The organism is Actinophytocola sediminis, from assembly GCF_054779715.1.
The window spans coordinates 113,419-131,484 of the sequence record NZ_BAAGXS010000023.1; the positions used below are offsets into that span (position 1 = coordinate 113,419).

The window sequence follows — 18,066 nt, forward strand, 5'->3', positions numbered from 1 at the left end:
TCCTAGCGTGTCGGTGCTGATCCCCCGATGCGTTGGAGGTATGCCGTGCGGGCATTATCCCGATCACTGTTGCTGGTGTTGGCGTTGGTCGGACTGGTCGCCGGGGCGGTGCCGGCCGCCGCCGCGCCGGCCGCCGCCGACCGGACGCGGCCGCTCGCGCAGGCACACGCGCACAACGACTACGAGCACGACCGGCCGCTGTTCGACGCGCTGGCGCACGGGTTCACCAGTGTGGAGGCCGACATCTACCTGGTGGACGGCGACCTGCTGATCGCGCACGACCCCGAGGACCTCGACCCGGCGCGTACGTTGCGGTCGCTGTACCTGGAACCGTTGCGGCGCCTGGCGTTGACCGGTGGGGTGTACCCGGGCAAGCGGGTGGAGTTCCAGCTGCTGATCGACCTGAAGACCGAGGGCGAGTCGACCTACGCCGCGCTGGACGCGCTGCTGCGCTCGCCGAGGTACGGCTTCCTGTGGACCTCCTACCGCTTCGGCCGGGTCTGGCGCGGCCCGGTGACCGCGGTGGTCTCCGGCAACCGCCCACGGGAGACGATGGCCGCCCAACGCAGCCGCGTGGCCTTCTACGACGGCCGCATCGCCAACCAGGACGACCTCGGCCCCGGCTCGGCCGCCACCCTGACCCCGCTGGTCTCCGACAACTGGACCAACCTGTTCACCTGGACCGGCGTTGGCCAGATGCCAGCCCCCGAGCGCGCGAAACTCCACGACATCGTGACCACCGCCCACGACGCTGGCCAACGAGTCCGCTTCTGGGCCACCCCCGACACCCCCGGCCCCGCCCGCGACGCCGTCTGGCAGGAACTGGTCGACGCCGACGTGGACCACATCAACACCGACGACCTGGCCGGCCTCGCCACCTTCCTCAAACCCTGACCCCGCGAGTCCAACCCTCATGACCCGCGAGTCCAACGCTCCCGACACGGCGTTCGCTCCGACGGCGTGTTCGGAGCGTTGAACTCGCGTGTCCGGATGGTTGGACTCGCGGGTGGTCAGGGGGTGGTTCTGCGGGCGCGGAAGGCGGCGGCCTTGACGCGGTTCTGGCAGGCGGTGGAGCAGAAGCGGCGGGTGGCGTTGCGGGAGATGTCGACGTAGACGCGGTCGCAGGTGGCGGCGTTGCAGATGCCGAGGCGGTCGATCGCGGCGGTGCCCAGGACGATCGCCAGGCCGGTGGCCATGGACGCGGCCCAGCTCACCGCCCACGCCGCGTCCGCGCTGTGGAAGTGCAGGTGCCACGGCTCGCCGTCGTGTCGGGACAGGGTGGGCATCGCGGCGGTCTCGCGCATGATCACGTTCAGGGTCGCGCAGGCCTGGTCGACCTCGCCGGCCTCGACCCGCTCGATCACCGCGCGCAGCCGGGTCACCCACGCCGTCAGGTCGGCCGCCTCGGTCGGGGTCGGGTGGCCGGGGGTGCGTGCCGGCGGGACCGCGGCGCGCACCGCGGCCACCAGGTCGGCCGGTGGTGGGAACGGGCGTCCGTGGCGCTCGCCCGGCGTGACGTCGTTGATCAACGTCACCGTGTTGCGCACCACGTCACTCGTGTGACTGTCAAAGTCCAATTGACCAGTTACCTCCGGGAGGTTAGCGTCACTGTCGTTGAGCCTAACAACAGTGATGGAGGTTCGCGGTGCGGTTGTCGACGGCACAGCAGTGGGTCCAGCGCTGGGACGCCCAGCAGGAGCGCTACATCCCCGACCGCGAGGAGCGGTTCCGCGTGGTCATCGACGTCGTCCGGACCGCCGTTGGCGGCGACGCGGCCAGCGTGGTCGACCTCGGCTGTGGCCCCGGCTCCCTGTCGGCGCGGCTGGCCGACGCCTTCCCACACGCGGACATCGTCGGCGTGGACGCCGACCCGCTGCTGCTCGGCCTCGGCACGGCCAACGTCGACCCGAACGTCCGGCTGGTGCGGGCCGATCTCGGCGACCCGGCCTGGCCAGACCACACCGGGCTCAACACGCCGTGGGACGCGGCCGTCTCCTCCACCGCGCTGCACTGGCTCGCACCCGACGCCCTGGCCGCCCTCTACCGCATCCTCGCCAAGCGGCTGCGCCCCGGCGGCCTGTTCGTCAACGCCGACCACATGCGCCCCGGAACGTCCACACTGGACACGATCGCCAGGACGGTACTCGAACGGCGAGGCACCCGCGTCGGCACCGACACCAACGAGGACTGGGCCACGTGGTGGCAGGCACTGCGCGCCGACGAGGAACTCGCCCCGCTGCTCGACCGCCGCACCGAGAACACCGTCGCCCACAGCAGCGAGAACGACCTCACCGTCGGCCAACACGCGGAACTGCTCCGCGCGGCCGGTTTCCGCGAAGCGGCCCCGGTCTGGCAGTTCGGCGACGACCACGTGCTCGTCGCCGTCCGCTGACCTCACAGGGCGGGCGACCGGCCCTCGTAGGGGGTCGACAGCACGACCGTGGTGCGGGTGGACACCTTGGCCGCCTCGCGGACCCGCCGCAGCAGATCCTCCAGCGCGACCGGCGAGGCCACCCGCACCAACAGGATGTAGGACTCGTCCCCGGCCACCGAGTAGCAGGACTCGATCTCCCGGATGTTCTCCAGCCGCAGCGGGTAGTCGTCCGGCGCGGCCGGGTCGATCGGGGTCAGCGAGATGAACGCGGTCAGCGGCAGGCCGATCGACTCGCCGTCCAGCCGGGCCGCATACCCGCGGATCACCCCACGCTGCTCCAGCCGGCGCACCCGCTGGTGCACCGCCGACACCGACAGCCCCACTCGTTCGGCCAGATCGGTGAAGCTGCATCTGCCGTCCGCGGCCAACTCCCGCGCGATCGCCTGGTCGATCTGCTCCAACTCGGTCATGCGGGAAGCACGGCCAGGTCGTGGGACCGGTTGTTCAGCGACTCGACGCCGTCCTCGGTGACCACCACGATGTCCTCGATCCGCGCGCCCCACCGGCCGGGCTGGTAGATCCCCGGCTCCACGCTGAACGCCATCCCCGGCTCGAGAATCAACCGGTTGCCGCCGACGATGTACGGGTCCTCGTGCACGTCCAGCCCGATGCCGTGCCCGGTGCGGTGGATGAACTGCTCACCGAACCCGGCGTCGGCGATGACCGAGCGGGCCGCGGCGTCCACCTCCTCGGCGGCGATCCCCGGCCGCACCGCGGCCACGGCCGCCGCCTGCGCCGCCCGCAGCACGGCGTAGGTGGCGGTGACGTCGGGCAGCGCGGGCGCGCCCATGACATAGGTCCGCGTGCTGTCCGAACAGTAGCCGTCGTCGACCGGGCCACCGATGTCGATCACCACCACGTCGCCGGCCTCGACCACCCGGTCGGACAGGCTGTGGTGCGGGCTCGCGCTGTTGGGCCCGGAGCCGACGATCACGAACTCGGCGACCGCGTGCCCCTCCGCCACGATCGCCGCCGCGATGTCCGCGCCGATCGCCGCCTCGGTCCGCCCGACCCGCAGGAACTCCGCCATCCGCGCGTGCACCCGGTCGATCGCCGCACCCGCCCGGCGCAGCGACGCGACCTCGCCCGCGTCCTTGCGCATCCGCAGCTCACGCACGATCGGCCCGGCGAGCACCTGCGCCGCGTCCGGCAGCGCGCCCCGCAGCCCGAGCACGTGCAGTGCCGGCATCATGTCGCCGAGCGCCACCCGCGCCGCCCGGCCGAGCCGAGCCGAGACCAGCGCGTAGGGGTCCTCGCCGTCGACCCAGGTGGCGACCTCGACCCCGAGCGCGTCGGTCGGCACCGCGTCGTAGCCGGGGGCCTCCAGCTTCGGCACCACCAGCACGGGCAGCCCGTCGGCCGGCACCAGCAGGCAGGTCAACCGTTCGAACGAGCTCCCGGTGCAGCCGAGCAGGTACTTCAGGTCCGACCCCGGCGCCAGCACCACGGCGTCCGCACCGGCGGCGCCGGTCGCCTCCCTGGCCCGGTCCAGCCGCGTGCGCAGCGCCGATGGGTCGACTGAGGTCACGGTGTTCGACATAACGCCTAAGCCTAGTCGCCCACATCAGCGACATTTTCGGCGATCAACACCGGGCGTCCCCGGGGAGGCGGGCCGCATGGCAGGCTGACGGCCGTGAGTCGTCCTCTCGCGCTGCTCGACGCGGCCAGCCTGTACTTCCGCTCGTTCTACGCCCTGCCGGACTCGATGACCGCGCCGGACGGCACGGTGGTGAACGCGGTCCGGGGGTTCGCCGACACGATCGCGCGCATCCTCACCGAGCGCCGCCCCGGCCGGCTGGTGGCCTGCATGGACGCCGACTGGCGGCCGGCGTTCCGGGTGAACGCGCTGCCCTCCTACAAGGCCCACCGCCTGGCCGACCCGGTGAACAACGTCGAGGAGGTGCCGGACACCCTGACCCCACAGGTGCCGATCATCCGCGACCTGCTCGCCGCGGTCGGCCTGGCCACCGCCGAGGCCGCGGGCTACGAGGCCGACGACGTGATCGGCACGCTCGCCGCCCGCGAGGCCACAGACCCGGTCGAGGTCGTCTCCGGGGACCGGGACCTGTTCCAGGTGGTTCGCGACGAGCCGACCCCGATCAGCGTGATCTACGTCGGCCGGGGCTGGGCCAAAGCGGAGGTGCTCGGCCCGCGCGAGCTGGCCGCCCGCTACGACCTGCCCCCGGACAACAGCGGCCCCGCCTACGCCGACATGGCCCTGCTGCGCGGCGACCCGTCCGACGGTCTGCCGGGTGTGACCGGCGTCGGCGAGAAGACCGCGGCGAAGCTGATCACCCGCTTCGGCTCGCTGGACGGCCTGCTCGCCGCCGCCGCGGCCGACGACAAGCTGGTGCCGCTGCGGGTGAAGACCGCGCTGGCCGACGCCGCCGCCTACGTGGCCGCCGCGCCGCTGGTGGTCCGGGTGGCCGTGGACGCCGAGGTGATCGTCGACCGGGACGACGCCGTGCCGGCCAAGGCCCGCGACCTCGAGCGCGTTCGGCAGTTGCAGCAGCAGTGGAACCTCGGCGCCTCGGTGGACCGGCTGCTGGCCGCGCTGCCCGGCGCGGTCGAGTAGAGTCCGCGCCATGTCGAGCCCCGAGGCATCCAGGGTGGGGGCTTTCGGTCACGCCGTCAGCCCCCTGAACCACTAGCTCCCCGCCCGCTTTCTTCGCAGGCGCGCGCACTTCCGGGCGCTGACCGCGGTGACGAGACGTCTCCCGTCGTTCTCTCGCACCCCGGAGTTCCTGATGCCTCTTCCGCTGTACCTGCTTGCCGTGGCGGTCTTCGCCATGGGCACCTCGGAGTTCATGCTCGCCGGCCTGCTGCCGGACATCGCCACCGACCTTGACGTGTCCGTCGGCGCCGCCGGGCTGCTGACCTCGGCGTTCGCCGCCGGGATGGTCATCGGCGCGCCGCTGATGGCCGCGCTCGCGCGCCGGTGGCCCGCCCGGGTCAGCCTGCTGGGCTTCGTGCTGGTGTTCGCCCTCACCCATGTCGTGGGCGCGCTGACCACGAGCTTCCCGATGCTGCTGGTCTCCCGGGTGATCGCCGCCCTGGCCAACGCGGGCTTCCTGGCGGTGGCGCTGAGCACGGCCACCACGCTCGTCGCCGCCGACCAGCGGGGACGCGCGCTGGCGGTACTGCTCTCGGGTACGACGGTGGCCACCATCGCCGGTGTCCCCGGCGGCGCGCTGCTCGGCACGCTGTTCACCTGGCGGGCGACGTTCTGGGCGGTCGCGCTGCTCTGCCTGCCCGCCGCTCTCGGCGTCGTGCGGGGCATCCCGGCCGACACCGGGCAGACGGCCAACACCACGTCTCTTCGGCACGAGTTCGCCCAGCTCGCGCGGCCCCGGCTGGTCCTGGTCATGCTGCTCGGTGCCCTGGTCAACGCCGCCACCTTCGCCACGTTCACCTTCCTGGCGCCGATCGTGACCGACACCGCCGGCCTCGGCGAGCTGTGGGTCTCGGTCGTGTTGGTGTTCTTCGGGGTCGGGTCCCTGGTCGGGGTCACCGTCGCGGGCCGGCTCGCGGACCAGCGGCCCGGCATCGTGATCGCCTGCGGTGGTCCGCTGCTGCTGCTCGGCTGGGTCGCGTTGGCGACCATGGCCGCCCAGCCGGTGGCGCTGCCGCTGCTCGCGTTCACGCAGGGCGCGCTGTCCTTCGCGGTGGGCAGCACGCTGATCGCCAGGGTGCTCTACGAGGCGGCGGGCGCCCCCACCATGGGTGGGTCGTACGCGACCGCGGCGCTCAACGTCGGCGCAGCCGGCGGCCCGGTCGTCGCCGCGGCGACCCTCGGCGCCGGTGACCTCGGCCCGGTGTGGGTCAGCGGCCTGCTGGTCGCGCTCGCGCTGCTCGTCGCGCTGCCGCTGCTGGCGGTCGTCGCGCCCCGCGCTACCGGCCGGCGGGCGCCGCGAAGCGGGACAGATCGGGGCCGGCGGGCTCGTCCGGACCGCACGCGGTGACCGACAGGGTCAGTGCCGCGACCAGGGCGAGGATCCGCGCGAACATCAGAACAACGTACCGCACCACGCCGGCCGCTCGGTCGCGAACAGGCGGTCGGCGCTGGTCAGCGCGGCCGGGTCGGCCACCGTGAGCCGGCCGACGCCGGCCAGGGCAGACGGCCGCCAGGTCCCGAGGTAGATCATCCCCAACACCTCGACGCTCATGGTGAGCGCGGCGGGCGCGGTCGTCGGCTCCGCGCCGTCGCCGCTGACCAGGTACCGGCCGGAGTTGTTGGGCAGCAACGGGTCCACCACCTCGATCACCACCGGGTCGGCCGCGCCGTAGCTCCTGGCGGCGAGCGCGGCCGGCACGTCGACCACCCGCAACCACAGCTCGTCGTCCTGCTCGCTGCGGATGGCGAAGAAGTCGGCCAGCAGCGCGCCGACCGGGTCGTCGGCCGGGCGGGCGTAGACGGTGACCTCCTCGACCAGGTCGATGCCCAGCAGGAAGCGCCACAGGTCGTTCTCCACGGCCTGGTCCGCGCCGGCGAAGTCGAGCACGCTGATGCCGCTGCCGACCCTCGGGTCGTCGGAGGAGATCTCCACCGGCCGGTAGCTGACCATCCCGTCGAGCTGCCCGTCGTGGTCGAAGTGCGCCGCGACCCGCAGGTAGCCGGTGGTCAGCCGGTACTCGTACCCCAGCGCCCACCACGCGGGCGGCCGGCCCATCGTGCCGACCCGCGCGCCCCGCAGCCGCTGGTAGGCGGCCGGCAGCAGGGTCAGCGCCTCGTCCTTGGTCAGGAACCGCACGGTGCCGGCGGTCGGCGCGTCCGGCCGCACCCGCGCGCGAGCCGGGCGCGCGCGGATGTTGTGGCTCAGGACGCTCATGCCGTAGCCGAAGCGGCCGTAGATCGTCGGCTCGGTCGCGCGCAGGCCGGCGAACACCTCGCCGGCGGCGGCCACCTCGGTGAGCTGGCGGCGCATCAGGCCGCTCAGCGCGCCGCGCCTGCGGTGGTCGGTGCGCACGCCGACGGCGGTGACCGCGGCCATCGGCAACACCGCGCCGCCCGGCACGACCAGGTCGCTGGCGAGGGACATCGCGGTGCCGACGACCGTCGGGCCGGCGAACGCGCCGAACGCGCGCCCCGGTTCGTAGCACTTGCCGAACGTGGCCCACTTCTCGTCGTCGGGCGGCTCGCTGTGCACCGCCTCGTGGAAGACGGCGTCCGCCGCGCGCAACTCGTCGTCGGCGACGACCCGGAACTCGAACTCGGTTGCCCGCGCGGGCGAGATCATGTCGGTCACCGGGCCGATGATGCTCGCGGACCGCGCGCCGCGCGACCCGATTAACCGCTATTGCGGAGCGCCGACCTGGTACGCGCCGTCGTCGTCCAGGACGGTGATGGTGACCGTCCGCTCCTCGCCGCCGATCACCGCGACACAGTCGAAGGTGCTGCCCACCGTGACCTCCTGGTCGGCGGGGCAGTCAACCGACTCGACATCGCTGATGGCGTAGTCGTCGACGAGGATCGACAGCACGCCGTCAGGACCCTCGAGCGCCTGCTCGTCGAAGACCCGCGCGCCGAACCCGCCACCGTCCTGTTCCTGTCCGGGAACAGCGATGGGCGAGCCCGGCACGTCGACCGTGCAGCTCGCGGCCGCGAGGAGTCCGATGGCCGCGAGCAGCCACCGCCGACTCATCCCGCTTCTGGCGTGCCGACCTCGTACTTGCCGTCGTCGTCGACGATGTTGATCGTGACGGACTGTTCCTCGCCGTCGACGGTGACCTTGCAGGTGAAGGTCTCGCCGGCCTTGACCTCCTGGTCAGCCGGGCACTCGACCTTCTCGACGTTCTCCATCTTGTAGTCGTTGACCAGGATCTTCTTGACACCGTCGTCGCCCTCGAGCGCGCCCTTGTCGAAGACCTTGGTGTTCAGGAAGCCCGGCGCGACGAAGCCGAGCACGCCGAACGCGCCGACCGCGAGCACGACCACCACCACGCCGATCCAGATCCACGCCCCGCCGCCCTTCTTCGGCGGCTGCGTGTACGGCTGGCCGAAGGCCGCCGGGTTCTGGCCATAGCCGCCATAGGGCTGCTGTTGGCCGGGCTGTTGGCCGTAACCACCCGGGTACTGCTGGGTCGGCTGTTGGCCGTAGCCGCCATAGGGCTGCTGGCCAGGTTGCTGGCCGGGCTGCTGGGGCTGGCCGTACGGTTGCTGCTGCGGCTGACCGTAACCACCCTGACCAGGGCCTTGGGCGGGAAAACCGCCGGATGGCGTGCCGGGGGCCGGGCCTCCGCCGTAGGGCTGCTGTCCCCACTGCTGCTGCGGGTCGTTCCCACCGGGAGGCCCGTAGGGACTGGTCATGATTCGCCTCCGCGAAAATCGAGGTCGATCGACGGCTCTGCGCTGCCGGTTGTCGCGCGATCAAACCATAGCGGCAGGTGTACTCACCGTGTGCCGCGCCACGCGATTCCGCCCGTCTGGCCCAGTCAGCTCACGCCGAGTGCGACCACACCACGCCGCATCCCCCGCGCCGCCGTCGCCGCCGCGGCGCCCACCGGATGGCCGGTACCGGTCACGTCGCGCAGTTGGTCGAGCAGATCGATGACCTGCCGGCACCACCGCACGAAGTCGCCGGCCGAGATCTCCGCGCCGGCCGACTCGGCTGCGGTCAGCACCCGTTCCAACGACTCGCCGCGGGCCCAGCGGTAGGCCGTCCACGCGAACCCGGCGTCCGGCGAGCGGGTGCGCTCCAGCTTGTGCCGGCGCTCGTCGTGCTCCAACGCCGTCCACCGGCGCATGGTCTCGGCCAGCGCGTCGGTCACCGCGCCCGCCGGCACCCGGGGCTCACTCGGCCCGTCCCGCCGCGACTCGTACACCAGCGCCGACACCACCGCCGCCAGCTCCGGCGCGTCCAGCCCGTCCCACAGGCCGTCGCGCAGGCACTCGGCGACCAGCAGGTCCGACTCGCTGTAGAGCCTGGCCAACCACCGGCCGTGCCCGGTGACCACGTCCTCGCCGTCCTCGTTGGCCAGGTAGCCGCGCTCGGTGAGCAGCGCGCGGATCCGGTCGAACGCGCGGGCAAGGGAGTGGGTGGTGGCCGCGACCTTCTGGGTGAGCTGTCTGGTCTCCGCGGTCAGCCTGCGGTGCCGCTCGGCCCATCTGGCGTGCACCTCACGGTCGTCACAGCCGTGGCAGGGGTGCGCGCGCAACGCCCGGCGCAGAGCGCTCAGCTCACCGTCGTCGTCCGCGCCGCCTGCCCGCCGCCTGCCCCGGCCGGGCACCTCGATGCCGGTGTTGCGCAGGGTCGCGGCCAGATCGCGGCGGGAGCGCGGGGAGCGCAGGTCGACCTGCTTGGGCAGCTTCACCCGGCCAAGAGCCTCGACCGGGGTCGGGAAGTCGGCCACCGAGAGCCGCCCGGCCCACCGGTCCTCGGTCAGCACCAGCGGACGCGGCTCCCCCATCGGGTCCACCCCGGGGTCGACCACGATCGCCAGGCCGGAGCGGCGCCCGGACGGCACCGCGATCACGTCGCCCCGGCGCAGCGACTCCAGCGAGCGCGCGGCCTCCGCGCGCCGGGCGGTGGCGTTCTTGCGGGACAACGCCTTCTCCCGCTCCGACAGCTTCGCCCGCAGCTCCGCGTACTCGGCGAAGTCGCCGAGGTGACAGGTCATCGACTCCGCGTAGCCGGCGAGCGCCTCCTCGTTGCGCTCGATCCGCCTGGCCAGGCCGACCACCGACCGGTCGGCCTGGAACTGCGCGAAGGACTGCGCCAACAGCTCCCTGGCCGCCTGCGCGCCGAGCCGGTCGACCAGGTTGACCGCCATGTTGTACGCGGGCCGGAACGACGAGCGCAGCGGGTAGGTGCGGGTGGAGGCCAGCCCGGCGACGATCTTGGGGTCCACGCCCGGCTGCCAGACCACGACCGCGTGGCCCTCCACGTCGATCCCGCGCCGGCCGGCGCGCCCGGTGAGCTGCGTGTACTCCCCCGCGGTCAGCTCGACGTGGGCCTCGCCGTTGTACTTGACCAGGCGTTCGAGCACGACCGTGCGGGCCGGCATGTTGATGCCCAGCGCGAGGGTCTCGGTGGCGAACACGACCTTGACCAGGCCGCGCAGGAACAGCTCCTCGACGGTCTCCTTGAACGCCGGCAGCAGTCCGGCGTGGTGGCTGGCGAACCCGCGCTCCAACGCCTCGCGCCACTCCCAGTAGCCAAGCACCCGCAGGTCGGCGTCGTTGAGCTCCTTGGTGCGGGCGTCGACGATCCGGCGGATCTCGTCGACCTCGGCCTCGGTGTTCATCCGCAGGCCGGAACGGGTGCACTGGGCGACCGCGGCGTCACAGCCGACCCGGCTGAACACGAACACGATCGCCGGCAGCAGCCCGGCGCCGTCCAGCCTGGTCACCACGTCGACCCGCGACGGCGGCCGGAACCGCGGCGCCCGCGACGGCGGGGTGCGGCGACCGCGGCTGCGTGGCCCGGCCCAGGCCGCCTGGCTGCTCACGTCCTCGGTGCGGCGCAACAGGTTCGGGTTGATCCGGGGCTGGCCGTCGCCGTCCTCGCCGGTGAACAGGTCCAGCAGCCTGCCGGTGACCATCATGTGCTGCCAGAGCGGCACCGGCCGGTGCTCGTCGACCACGACGGTGGTGTCGCCGCGGACCTCGACCAGCCAGTCGCCGAACTCCTCGGCGTTGCTCACGGTCGCGGACAGGCTGATCAACCGCACCGACTCCGGCAGGTGCAGGATCACCTCCTCCCACACCGCGCCGCGGAACCGGTCGGCGAGGTAGTGCACCTCGTCCATCACCACGTAGCCGAGGCCGTCGAGGGTGGCCGAGCCCGCGTAGAGCATGTTGCGCAGCACTTCGGTGGTCATCACCACGATCGGCGCGTTGCCGTTGATCGAGGAGTCGCCGGTGAGCAGGCCGACCTCGCGCTGGCCGTAGCGGTCGACCAGGTCGGCGTACTTCTGGTTGGACAGCGCCTTGATCGGCGTGGTGTAGAAGCACTTGCGGCCCTCGGCCAGCGCCAGGTGCACGGCGAACTCGCCGACCACGGTCTTGCCGGCGCCGGTCGGCGCGCACACGAGCACCCCGTGCCCGTCCTCCAGCGCGACACACCCCTGCTCCTGGAACGGGTCGAGCTCGAAGGGGAGTTGGCCGGCGAACTCGGTCAGCTGGGGATGGCGCGAGCGGTGTCGGGACGCCGCGTAGGCCTCGGCCGGAGAGGGAGACGGAGAAGGGCTGGTAGCCACCCCCCAAGACTTTCACATGATGCCGACATCGGGTCGCGGGGAGCCCTTCGCCCTGGTCAGGCGGGCCGCCTGCGCGTTGAGGTAGCGCTGGTGGGGCAGGCTCAGCGCACGGGCCGCCGCCGCGAGGTAGGCCTCCCGGGCGGCGGCGGGCTCACCGGCGAGTTCCAGCAGGTGGGCGCGGACGGCAAGCGGACGGTGGTCGCCGGCCAGCCGCTCGTCGGCCGCGACCTCGGCCAGCCTGGCCAGGCCGGCGGCCGGGCCGTAGGCCATGGCGACCGCGACCGTCTGGTTCAGCGCGACCACCGGGTTGTCCGCGACCTGCCGCAGCAGCTCGTAGAGCGCCACGATCTGGTGCCAGTCGGTCTCCTCGGCGCTGGGGGCCTCGGCGTGCACGGCGGCGATGGCGGCCTGGAGCTGGTAGGGCCCGGTGACGCCACGCGGCAGCGCGTCGGTGATCAGCGCGATGCCCTCGGTGATCGCGTCCGCGAGCCACCGCGACCGGTCCTGGTCGGCCATCGGGACCAGCTCGCCGTGCGGACCCGTGCGGGCCGGGTCCTCGATGCGCTGGGGCACGGCGTCAGCCGAGGTCGTCGATCGACTCCGCGATCGGCCGCACGTCGATGAACTCGTCGGGCCGGGTGCCCGGGCACCTGGTCAGCTTCGCGGCCAGCTCGGTGGCCCGGTCGAAGCTCGCGCACTCGACGAGCCAGTACCCGGCCATGACCTCCTCGGTCTCGGCGTAGGGCCCGTCGGTCACCACCGGCGCGCCGTCGACCAGCTGGACGCGGCGGCTGTGCACCGGCGCGGGCAGGCCCCTGGTCTCAACCAGCTCGCCGGAGTCGGCCAGCTCCTTGGTGAAGTCGGTCATGAACTGGTGCAGGGCGGCGACGTCCTCGGCCGTCCAGGTCGAGCCCGGCTTGCCGGAGAGCTGGTCGTAGTCGCGCTGCGAGCCGTAGGTCAGGATCAGGTACTTCACGGTGTTTCTCCTCTGTTTCGGCACCCCTGTTCGGTGCCCGCCACCAGAGACGTCGAGACCAGAGGACCTATCCCGACACGACCCGGCCAAACACGGTCAACGCTTTCGGCACACAGCTGACCGTCACCGGGAGCGGGCCGATCCGCTCGCCGTCGGCGTAGGCGACCCAGCCGTTGGCCTCGCCCAGGCGCACCTCACGGGCGCGCGAGGTGGTCACCGCGGCGTGCTCGACGTGCCGCCCGGTGCGCAGGCTGGGCAGCATGCGGACCAGGTCCAACCGGCCGGCCCGGCCGACCAGCGTGATGTCGAACAGGCCGTCGGTGGGGTCGGCGGCCGGGCAGATCGGGATGCCGCCGCCGTAGTGCGGGATGTTGCCGACCGCGATCTGGGTGGCGTCCAGCTCGGTGCGTGTGCCGTCCTGGTCGACCGACAGCCGCCCCGGCCGCAGCCGGGCCATCTCGGCGAGGATCGCCAGGTCGTAGCGGCGTGGGCCGGCGGGCCAGCGCATCTGGTTGGCCCGTTCGTTCACCGCCGAGTCGAACCCGGCGCACAGCACGCCGGCGAACCACGGCCCGCCGGCGACCCGGCCGAGGTCGATCCGGGTGGACCGGTCGGCCCGCAGGTCGGCGACCAGGGCGTCGGCCGCCGCGAGCGGATCCTTCGGCGCGCCGAGCGTGCGCGCGAGGTCGTTGCCGGTGCCGGCGGGGATCACCGCCAGTGCCACGTCGTTGTCTGCGCAGAACTGCACGCCCTGGTGGGCCGAGCCGTCTCCGCCGACCACCACCACGAGGTCCAGGCCGGCGCCGTGGGCCAGGCCCATCAGCCGCCGGGACTCCTCGACGGTGTTCACCCGGACCGTGACCAGGTCGTCGACCGCGCCGCGCAGCCGGTCGGCGACGGTGTCGGCGATCCGGCCGGCGCGGCCGCGACCCGACTCGGGGTGCACGACCACCGCCGCCCGAATGCCCACGTGCCCGCCCGTCAGGTGACGTCGTCGAAGCCGGACGACGGAGTGTCGGCCTTCTTCTTGCCGGCGCCGTCCTCCAGGTCCTCCGGCTTGAGGTCGTAGTCCTCGGGGTCGCCCCAGCCTTCGGCGACCGCCTTCCGCGCCGCCCTGCGGTCGTGGATCCTGGCGATCTGGACCGCGAGCTCGAACAGCACGGTCATGGACGCCGCGAGGGCGAGCATGCCGACCGGGTCGGTACCCGGTGTCGCGATCGCGGCGAACACGAACAGCGTGAAGATGATCCCCCGCCGCCAGTTCTTGAGGTTGCTGTAGGGCAGCACGCCGATCCGGTTCAGCATGGTGATCACCAGCGGCAGCTCGAAACTGACACCGAAGATCAGCAGCATCACCAGGACGAAGGAGATGTACTCGCTCGCGGCCAGTGCGGTGATGAAGGTGTCACCACCGAAGCTGACCAGCACCTCCAGGCCCTTCGGCACGACGTAGTAGGCCAGCACCGCGCCGGCGGCGAACAGGACCGACGCCAGGAACACGAAGATCCTGGTGAACTTCCGCTCGTTCTCGTACAGCCCTGGCGTGATGAACGCCCAGATCTGGTAGAGCCAGAACGGACAGGTCAGCACCGCGCCGGCCGCCAGACCGACCTTGAACTGCACCATGAAGGCCTCGAACGGCTTGGTCTGGAGCAGCTGGCACTGGCCCGGTTTCGGCTCGAACCGCACTGAGGGCGGCAGGGCGCAGTAGGGGTCTGTCAGCAGGTTGCCCAGCGACGGGATCGGGCCGACCTTCCACGCGAACCACAGGAAGCCGAGAATGACACCGACCAGCAGGGCCAGCAGGGCCAGCCCTAACCGGTGTTTCAGCTCATAGAGGTGGTCCCGAAGCGTCATGGTGCCGTCGGGATTGTGCCGACGACTCCGAAGATTCTTCTTGTCGTGTCGGCTTCCGTCCCGACGGAGCGGATTACGCGCCACCGTCGTGGACCTGTTCTCTCAGCCGGCGTTCTTGTTCTGCTGGGACTGCTCCGCCGGATGCACGCCATTGACCTGCTGGGTGGCGTTCGGTGCCGGCGGCTGCGCCTGCGGAAGCTGTTGCGGCGCCGCGGCGGCCTGCGGCTGGGCCGGTGGCGTCTGCGCGGTCTCGTCCGCCGCCTCGCCGTCACCGCCCCGCATGCCCTTGGTCTCTTCCTTGAACGCCTTGGCCGACTTGCCAAGCGAGCGTGCCATCTCCGGCAGCTTCCGTGCTCCGAAGAGCAGGATGATCACCCCGGCGATGATCAAGAGCTCGGGCACACCCAAGTTACCCACGGTCTTCCTCCTGTCTCCCCCGGTGCACCGATGGTACGTCAACCGAGGTCTGCTTCACCCGTGCGCGGGTCTCGTTGATCGCAACCCGCAGCGCGGCGGACCGCGCCTTGAGGTGGCCGGCTCCGTCGTTGAGCCGGGCGTTGACCACTGCGGCGGAGGTCTCGAACCGGCGAACGTGCCGGAGCATTCGGACGACCAGCGCGCCGAGCAGCGCCAACCCCACGGCGGCCACGACGATGGCCGGCAGGTACGACATCACAGGTCTACCGTAGTGGCCGTGGGGTCGGTGTGGGGTCGCCGCCACCCGGCTTTTGTCCGATCACGGGGTTACCGTGAGCTGTCCGGCCCGCGCCAGCGCCCGCCGGGCCCGCTCCCGCAGGCCGTCGGCCAGCTCGGTCGGCTCCTCGACGAGCACGTCGCCGCCGAGGCCGAGCAGCAGTCGGACCATCCAGGAGTGGTCGGCGTAGCGCATCCGGATCCGCAGCCGGCCGCCGTCGAGCTCGGTGACCTTCTCCACCGGGTAGTACTCGGAGATCCAGCGCGCGTCCGGGGCCAGCACCAGCTGGGCGACCTCGTGGTCGGGCCGTTCACGGAACAGGCCGGCCGAGGTGTCGGTCTGCTCGGCGTAGGGCGGCGGCGCGGCCGGCTCGTCAAGCTCGGTGACCTCGTCGATCCGGTCCAGCCGGAACAGCCGCACCGCCTCGGCCCGCCGACACCAGGCCTCCAGGTAGCCGCGGCCCTCGACGATCAGCATCCGCATCGGGTCGACCGTGCGTTCGGTGATCTGGTCCTTGGACGCGGTGTAGTAGGTCATCCGCAGCGCGTGGCCCGCGGTGAGCGCGCGCTGCACGACCCGGCGTGACCTGGCGGTGTGCTCGCCCTCGCGCACGCCGAGGCCGACGGCGACCCCGGCCGGCTGGCCCTGGCCGGCGGCGGCCTCGATCTTGGCGACCGCGCGGCGCACCGCGTCCGCGTCGGCAACGCCGGGGCCGTCGGCGACGCCGGGGGTCTCCAGCAGCGCGCGCAGTGCGACCAGCAGCGCGGTGGCCTCGGTGCCGGTCAGCCGCAGCGGCCTGCTCATGCCGGCGTCGAAGTTGACCGACACCGTGTCACCCTCGAAGGACAGGTCGATCAGGTCGCCAGGGCCGTAGCCGGGCAGCCCGCACATCCACAGCAGCTCGAGGTCCTTGCGGAGCTGGCGGGCCGGCACACCGAAGTCGGCGGCGGCCTCGTCGACCCGGATGCCCGGCCGGGCGATCAGGTAGGGCACCAGCGCCAACAGCCGAGGCAACCGATCCTGCGACGAGCTCATGACCCGCCACCCCCAGCTCGGTCCCCAACGCAGCGAAGGGTCCCTTCACTGCGTCCAGTGCAGCGAAGGGACCCTTCGCTGCGGTTGGGCTCGGTCACGGCTCCCCCTCGATTCCGGCGGCGGCTGCGGCCAGTAGGCGCTCGTGCACGGTCTTGCGCAGGATCTCGGGCTCGATGACCACCGCGTCCTCGCCGTAACCCGCGATCCAGCTCGCCGCCGAGTCGGGGTGGCGCAGGTCCAGTTCGAGCAGGTCACCCGGTATGTCGTCGACGGTCTGCGTGCCGACGACCCTCGCCCCCCGACGCAGGCCGGCCGCCCGGCCACTGGCGACCCACAGCCGCACGGTCGTGGTGTCGGGCTGGCTGTCCCCGCTGGCCGAGACGAACTCCAGCAGGTCGACCTCCGGCGGGCGGCGCACCACACCGCTCTGGCCGAACGCGGTGACCTCGCCGTCGATCCTGGTCAGCCGGAAACACCGGGGCGCTCCCCGGTCGCGATCGTGGCCGACGACGTACCAGCGTCCGCGCCAGGACACCACGCCCCACGGCTCCAGCGTGCGGGTGCGCAGCTCGGCCGGCACGGGCCTGCGGTAGGCGAACCGAACCGCCCGGCCGGTCTGCACCGCGGCCAGCAGCGGGCCGAAGGCCGGCTCGGTGGTGCGCACCTTGGGCTCGACCACCGACGGCACACCCTGGTCGACCTCGACCCCGGCGGCCCGCAGCTTGAGCAGCGCGGCCGCGGCGGCCCCGGTCAGCTCCGGGGAGTCCCACAGCCGGACCGCGAGCGCCACCGCGGCGGCCTCGTCCGGTTCCAGGTCGATGTCGCCGAGCTCGTAGTCGCGGCGGGCGATCCGATAGCCGTCGTCGGCGTCCATGGCCCGGTTGCGGCCGAACTCCAGCGGGATGCCGAGGTCGCGCAGCTCGTTCTTGTCCCGCTCGAACATCCGGTAGAACGCCTCGTCGGTCGGCGCGTCGGCGTAGCCGGCGACGATGGCCCTGATGCGCTCAGCCGGCAGATACTGCCTGGTGGACAGCAGGCACAGCACGAGGTTCACAAGTCGTTCGGCGCGGGCGACGGACACGGTCGAACTCTAGCCCGCCTGCTGCGCGCGAGTGCCCGCAACGCGCCCAACCGAGGCGAACATTTGTTCGTATCACTACCGGGTGTGCGCCCGCATCTCGTCGATGAGCAGCTTCTCCTGCGCCGGAGTCAGCCCGTTGCCGGCCAGGCCGTGGGCCAGGATCAGCATGGACTTCACGATCGCCTCGTCGCGCTCTTCTGGCGGCAGGTCACGCATGGGACCGTCGAGCAACACGGCCAGGCCGTGGACCATCGACCAGGCGGAGAACTCGGCGTTGCGGCGCAGCTCCGGACTCAGGTAGCCGACCTCGACCAACTCGTCCAGCGAGCCGAGCAGCAGCTGGAACGGGTTGCTCTCCGTGCGCCGCTCCGCGTCCTGGGTCGAATCCTCCTCCGGGTCCTGCCAGCTGAACACCGTGCGAAACAGTCCCGGCTGGGCGCGGGCGAACGCGATGTAGCCCCGACCGAGCGCGGCCAGACTGCCCAGCGCGTAGCGCACCGGATCGTCGGAGCTCGGCCGCGCGGCCAGCTCCTTGATCATCGCGTCGGCCAGCTCGATCTGCGCGTTGTCCTTGGCCGCGCCGAGCAGCTCGTCCTGACCGGCGAAATGCCGGTACGCGGCGGTCGGCGTCACGCCGACCAGCCGCGCGGCCGCGCGGATCGACACCGAGGTCGGACCACCCTGGGCGGCCAGTTCCGCGGCCGCCGCGATGAGCGCGTTCCGCAGGTCGCCGTGGTGGTACGAGCGCTTCGGCGCACCCGCCGATCCCGAGGAATCCATGGATCGATGTT

Annotated in this window: 19 protein-coding genes and 1 pseudogene; 4 read left to right on the forward strand and 16 right to left on the reverse strand. The window is 72.3% G+C overall.

Going from position 1 to position 18,066, the window contains the following annotated elements; all coding sequences use genetic code 11:
• The first annotated feature begins 45 nt into the window (after positions 1-45).
• The gene (locus tag ACYVIP_RS15505) at positions 46-894 is read left to right on the forward strand and encodes a phosphatidylinositol-specific phospholipase C/glycerophosphodiester phosphodiesterase family protein (protein WP_460396654.1); all 849 of its coding nucleotides are present in this window, start codon (positions 46-48) and stop codon (positions 892-894) included.
• A 116-nt stretch (positions 895-1,010) separates the two neighbouring features.
• Here the strand turns inward: ACYVIP_RS15505 and ACYVIP_RS15510 are convergent, their stop codons facing one another.
• Positions 1,011-1,547: a CGNR zinc finger domain-containing protein gene (locus tag ACYVIP_RS15510; RefSeq protein ID WP_460396656.1), complete on the reverse strand. Its 537-nt coding sequence runs from the start codon at positions 1,545-1,547 to the stop codon at positions 1,011-1,013.
• Positions 1,548-1,645: 98 nt separating this feature from the next.
• Here ACYVIP_RS15510 and ACYVIP_RS15515 point away from each other — a divergent pair, with 98 nt between their 5' ends.
• Positions 1,646-2,392 (forward strand): class I SAM-dependent methyltransferase, encoded by a 747-nt coding sequence (locus tag ACYVIP_RS15515; protein WP_460396658.1) that lies wholly within the window; start codon positions 1,646-1,648, stop codon positions 2,390-2,392.
• A 2-nt stretch (positions 2,393-2,394) separates the two neighbouring features.
• Here the strand turns inward: ACYVIP_RS15515 and ACYVIP_RS15520 are convergent, their stop codons facing one another.
• Both ACYVIP_RS15520 and ACYVIP_RS15525 read right to left on the reverse strand, forming a co-directional pair.
• A complete protein-coding gene (locus tag ACYVIP_RS15520) occupies positions 2,395-2,844 on the reverse strand; it encodes an Lrp/AsnC family transcriptional regulator (RefSeq protein WP_460396660.1) in 450 nt (149 codons plus the stop codon).
• Positions 2,841-3,974: a M24 family metallopeptidase gene (locus ACYVIP_RS15525; protein ID WP_460396662.1), complete on the reverse strand. Its 1,134-nt coding sequence runs from the start codon at positions 3,972-3,974 to the stop codon at positions 2,841-2,843. The genes ACYVIP_RS15520 and ACYVIP_RS15525 overlap by 4 nt, the downstream gene beginning before the upstream one ends.
• Before the next feature lie 93 nt (positions 3,975-4,067).
• Between ACYVIP_RS15525 and ACYVIP_RS15530 the strand changes: the two genes are divergently transcribed.
• Together ACYVIP_RS15530 and ACYVIP_RS15535 are read left to right on the forward strand one after the other, a co-directional pair.
• A complete protein-coding gene (locus tag ACYVIP_RS15530; RefSeq protein ID WP_460396664.1) occupies positions 4,068-5,009 on the forward strand; it encodes a 5'-3' exonuclease in 942 nt (313 codons plus the stop codon).
• A 172-nt stretch (positions 5,010-5,181) separates the two neighbouring features.
• On the forward strand, positions 5,182-6,396 hold the full coding sequence (locus ACYVIP_RS15535; RefSeq protein WP_460396666.1) for a Cmx/CmrA family chloramphenicol efflux MFS transporter: 1,215 nt from the start codon (positions 5,182-5,184) through the stop codon (positions 6,394-6,396).
• Positions 6,397-6,441: 45 nt separating this feature from the next.
• Here ACYVIP_RS15535 and ACYVIP_RS15540 read toward each other — a convergent pair whose 3' ends face one another.
• From ACYVIP_RS15540 to ACYVIP_RS15600, 13 genes and pseudogenes are all read right to left on the reverse strand, one after another.
• The gene (locus tag ACYVIP_RS15540) at positions 6,442-7,671 is read right to left on the reverse strand and encodes a GNAT family N-acetyltransferase (RefSeq protein ID WP_460396965.1); all 1,230 of its coding nucleotides are present in this window, start codon (positions 7,669-7,671) and stop codon (positions 6,442-6,444) included.
• Positions 7,672-7,728: 57 nt separating this feature from the next.
• Complete coding sequence (locus tag ACYVIP_RS15545) at positions 7,729-8,076, reverse strand: DUF4333 domain-containing protein (protein ID WP_460396668.1); 348 nt, start codon at positions 8,074-8,076, stop codon at positions 7,729-7,731.
• Complete coding sequence (locus ACYVIP_RS15550) at positions 8,073-8,741, reverse strand: DUF4333 domain-containing protein (RefSeq protein ID WP_460396670.1); 669 nt, start codon at positions 8,739-8,741, stop codon at positions 8,073-8,075. The genes ACYVIP_RS15545 and ACYVIP_RS15550 overlap by 4 nt, the downstream gene beginning before the upstream one ends.
• A gap of 125 nt (positions 8,742-8,866) precedes the next feature.
• Complete coding sequence (locus ACYVIP_RS15555) at positions 8,867-11,632, reverse strand: DEAD/DEAH box helicase (protein WP_460396672.1); 2,766 nt, start codon at positions 11,630-11,632, stop codon at positions 8,867-8,869.
• Between the two features lie 12 nt (positions 11,633-11,644).
• Positions 11,645-12,184, reverse strand: a pseudogene (locus ACYVIP_RS15560) (RNA polymerase sigma factor); the annotation flags it as partial.
• A 25-nt stretch (positions 12,185-12,209) separates the two neighbouring features.
• A complete protein-coding gene (locus tag ACYVIP_RS15565) occupies positions 12,210-12,608 on the reverse strand; it encodes a YciI family protein (protein ID WP_460396674.1) in 399 nt (132 codons plus the stop codon).
• A gap of 67 nt (positions 12,609-12,675) precedes the next feature.
• A complete protein-coding gene (locus tag ACYVIP_RS15570; RefSeq protein ID WP_460396676.1) occupies positions 12,676-13,578 on the reverse strand; it encodes a diacylglycerol/lipid kinase family protein in 903 nt (300 codons plus the stop codon).
• 11 nt (positions 13,579-13,589) lie between these two features.
• Positions 13,590-14,465 carry a twin-arginine translocase subunit TatC gene (tatC, locus tag ACYVIP_RS15575; RefSeq protein ID WP_460396678.1) on the reverse strand — a complete coding sequence of 292 codons (876 nt, stop codon included), beginning with the start codon at positions 14,463-14,465 and terminating at the stop codon, positions 13,590-13,592.
• A gap of 102 nt (positions 14,466-14,567) precedes the next feature.
• Positions 14,568-14,873 carry a Sec-independent protein translocase subunit TatA gene (gene tatA, locus ACYVIP_RS15580; RefSeq protein ID WP_460396967.1) on the reverse strand — a complete coding sequence of 102 codons (306 nt, stop codon included), beginning with the start codon at positions 14,871-14,873 and terminating at the stop codon, positions 14,568-14,570.
• A gap of 1 nt (position 14,874) precedes the next feature.
• On the reverse strand, positions 14,875-15,138 hold the full coding sequence (locus ACYVIP_RS15585) for a bacteriophage holin (protein WP_460396970.1): 264 nt from the start codon (positions 15,136-15,138) through the stop codon (positions 14,875-14,877).
• A gap of 63 nt (positions 15,139-15,201) precedes the next feature.
• On the reverse strand, positions 15,202-16,194 hold the full coding sequence (locus ACYVIP_RS15590; RefSeq protein WP_460396680.1) for a helix-turn-helix transcriptional regulator: 993 nt from the start codon (positions 16,192-16,194) through the stop codon (positions 15,202-15,204).
• A gap of 94 nt (positions 16,195-16,288) precedes the next feature.
• Positions 16,289-17,275: a helix-turn-helix transcriptional regulator gene (locus tag ACYVIP_RS15595; RefSeq protein ID WP_460396682.1), complete on the reverse strand. Its 987-nt coding sequence runs from the start codon at positions 17,273-17,275 to the stop codon at positions 16,289-16,291.
• 75 nt (positions 17,276-17,350) lie between these two features.
• Positions 17,351-18,055: a TetR/AcrR family transcriptional regulator gene (locus ACYVIP_RS15600; RefSeq protein ID WP_460396684.1), complete on the reverse strand. Its 705-nt coding sequence runs from the start codon at positions 18,053-18,055 to the stop codon at positions 17,351-17,353.
• Positions 18,056-18,066: the final 11 nt, after the last annotated feature.

Bases quoted from the DNA above. Each gene is read 5' to 3' on its own strand.
- ACYVIP_RS15520 (WP_460396660.1), bottom strand. From the start codon at position 2,844: ATGACCGAGTTGGAGCAGATCGACCAGGCGATCGCGCGGGAGTTGGCC.
- ACYVIP_RS15525 (WP_460396662.1), bottom strand. From the start codon at position 3,974: ATGTCGAACACCGTGACCTCAGTCGACCCATCGGCGCTGCGCACGCGG.
- ACYVIP_RS15535 (WP_460396666.1), top strand. From the start codon at position 5,182: ATGCCTCTTCCGCTGTACCTGCTTGCCGTGGCGGTCTTCGCCATGGGC.
- ACYVIP_RS15540 (WP_460396965.1), bottom strand. From the start codon at position 7,671: ATGATCTCGCCCGCGCGGGCAACCGAGTTCGAGTTCCGGGTCGTCGCC.
- ACYVIP_RS15545 (WP_460396668.1), bottom strand. From the start codon at position 8,076: ATGAGTCGGCGGTGGCTGCTCGCGGCCATCGGACTCCTCGCGGCCGCG.
- ACYVIP_RS15550 (WP_460396670.1), bottom strand. From the start codon at position 8,741: ATGACCAGTCCCTACGGGCCTCCCGGTGGGAACGACCCGCAGCAGCAG.
- tatC (WP_460396678.1), bottom strand. From the start codon at position 14,465: ATGACGCTTCGGGACCACCTCTATGAGCTGAAACACCGGTTAGGGCTG.
- ACYVIP_RS15585 (WP_460396970.1), bottom strand. From the start codon at position 15,138: ATGTCGTACCTGCCGGCCATCGTCGTGGCCGCCGTGGGGTTGGCGCTG.
- ACYVIP_RS15590 (WP_460396680.1), bottom strand. From the start codon at position 16,194: ATGAGCTCGTCGCAGGATCGGTTGCCTCGGCTGTTGGCGCTGGTGCCC.
- ACYVIP_RS15600 (WP_460396684.1), bottom strand. From the start codon at position 18,055: ATGGATTCCTCGGGATCGGCGGGTGCGCCGAAGCGCTCGTACCACCAC.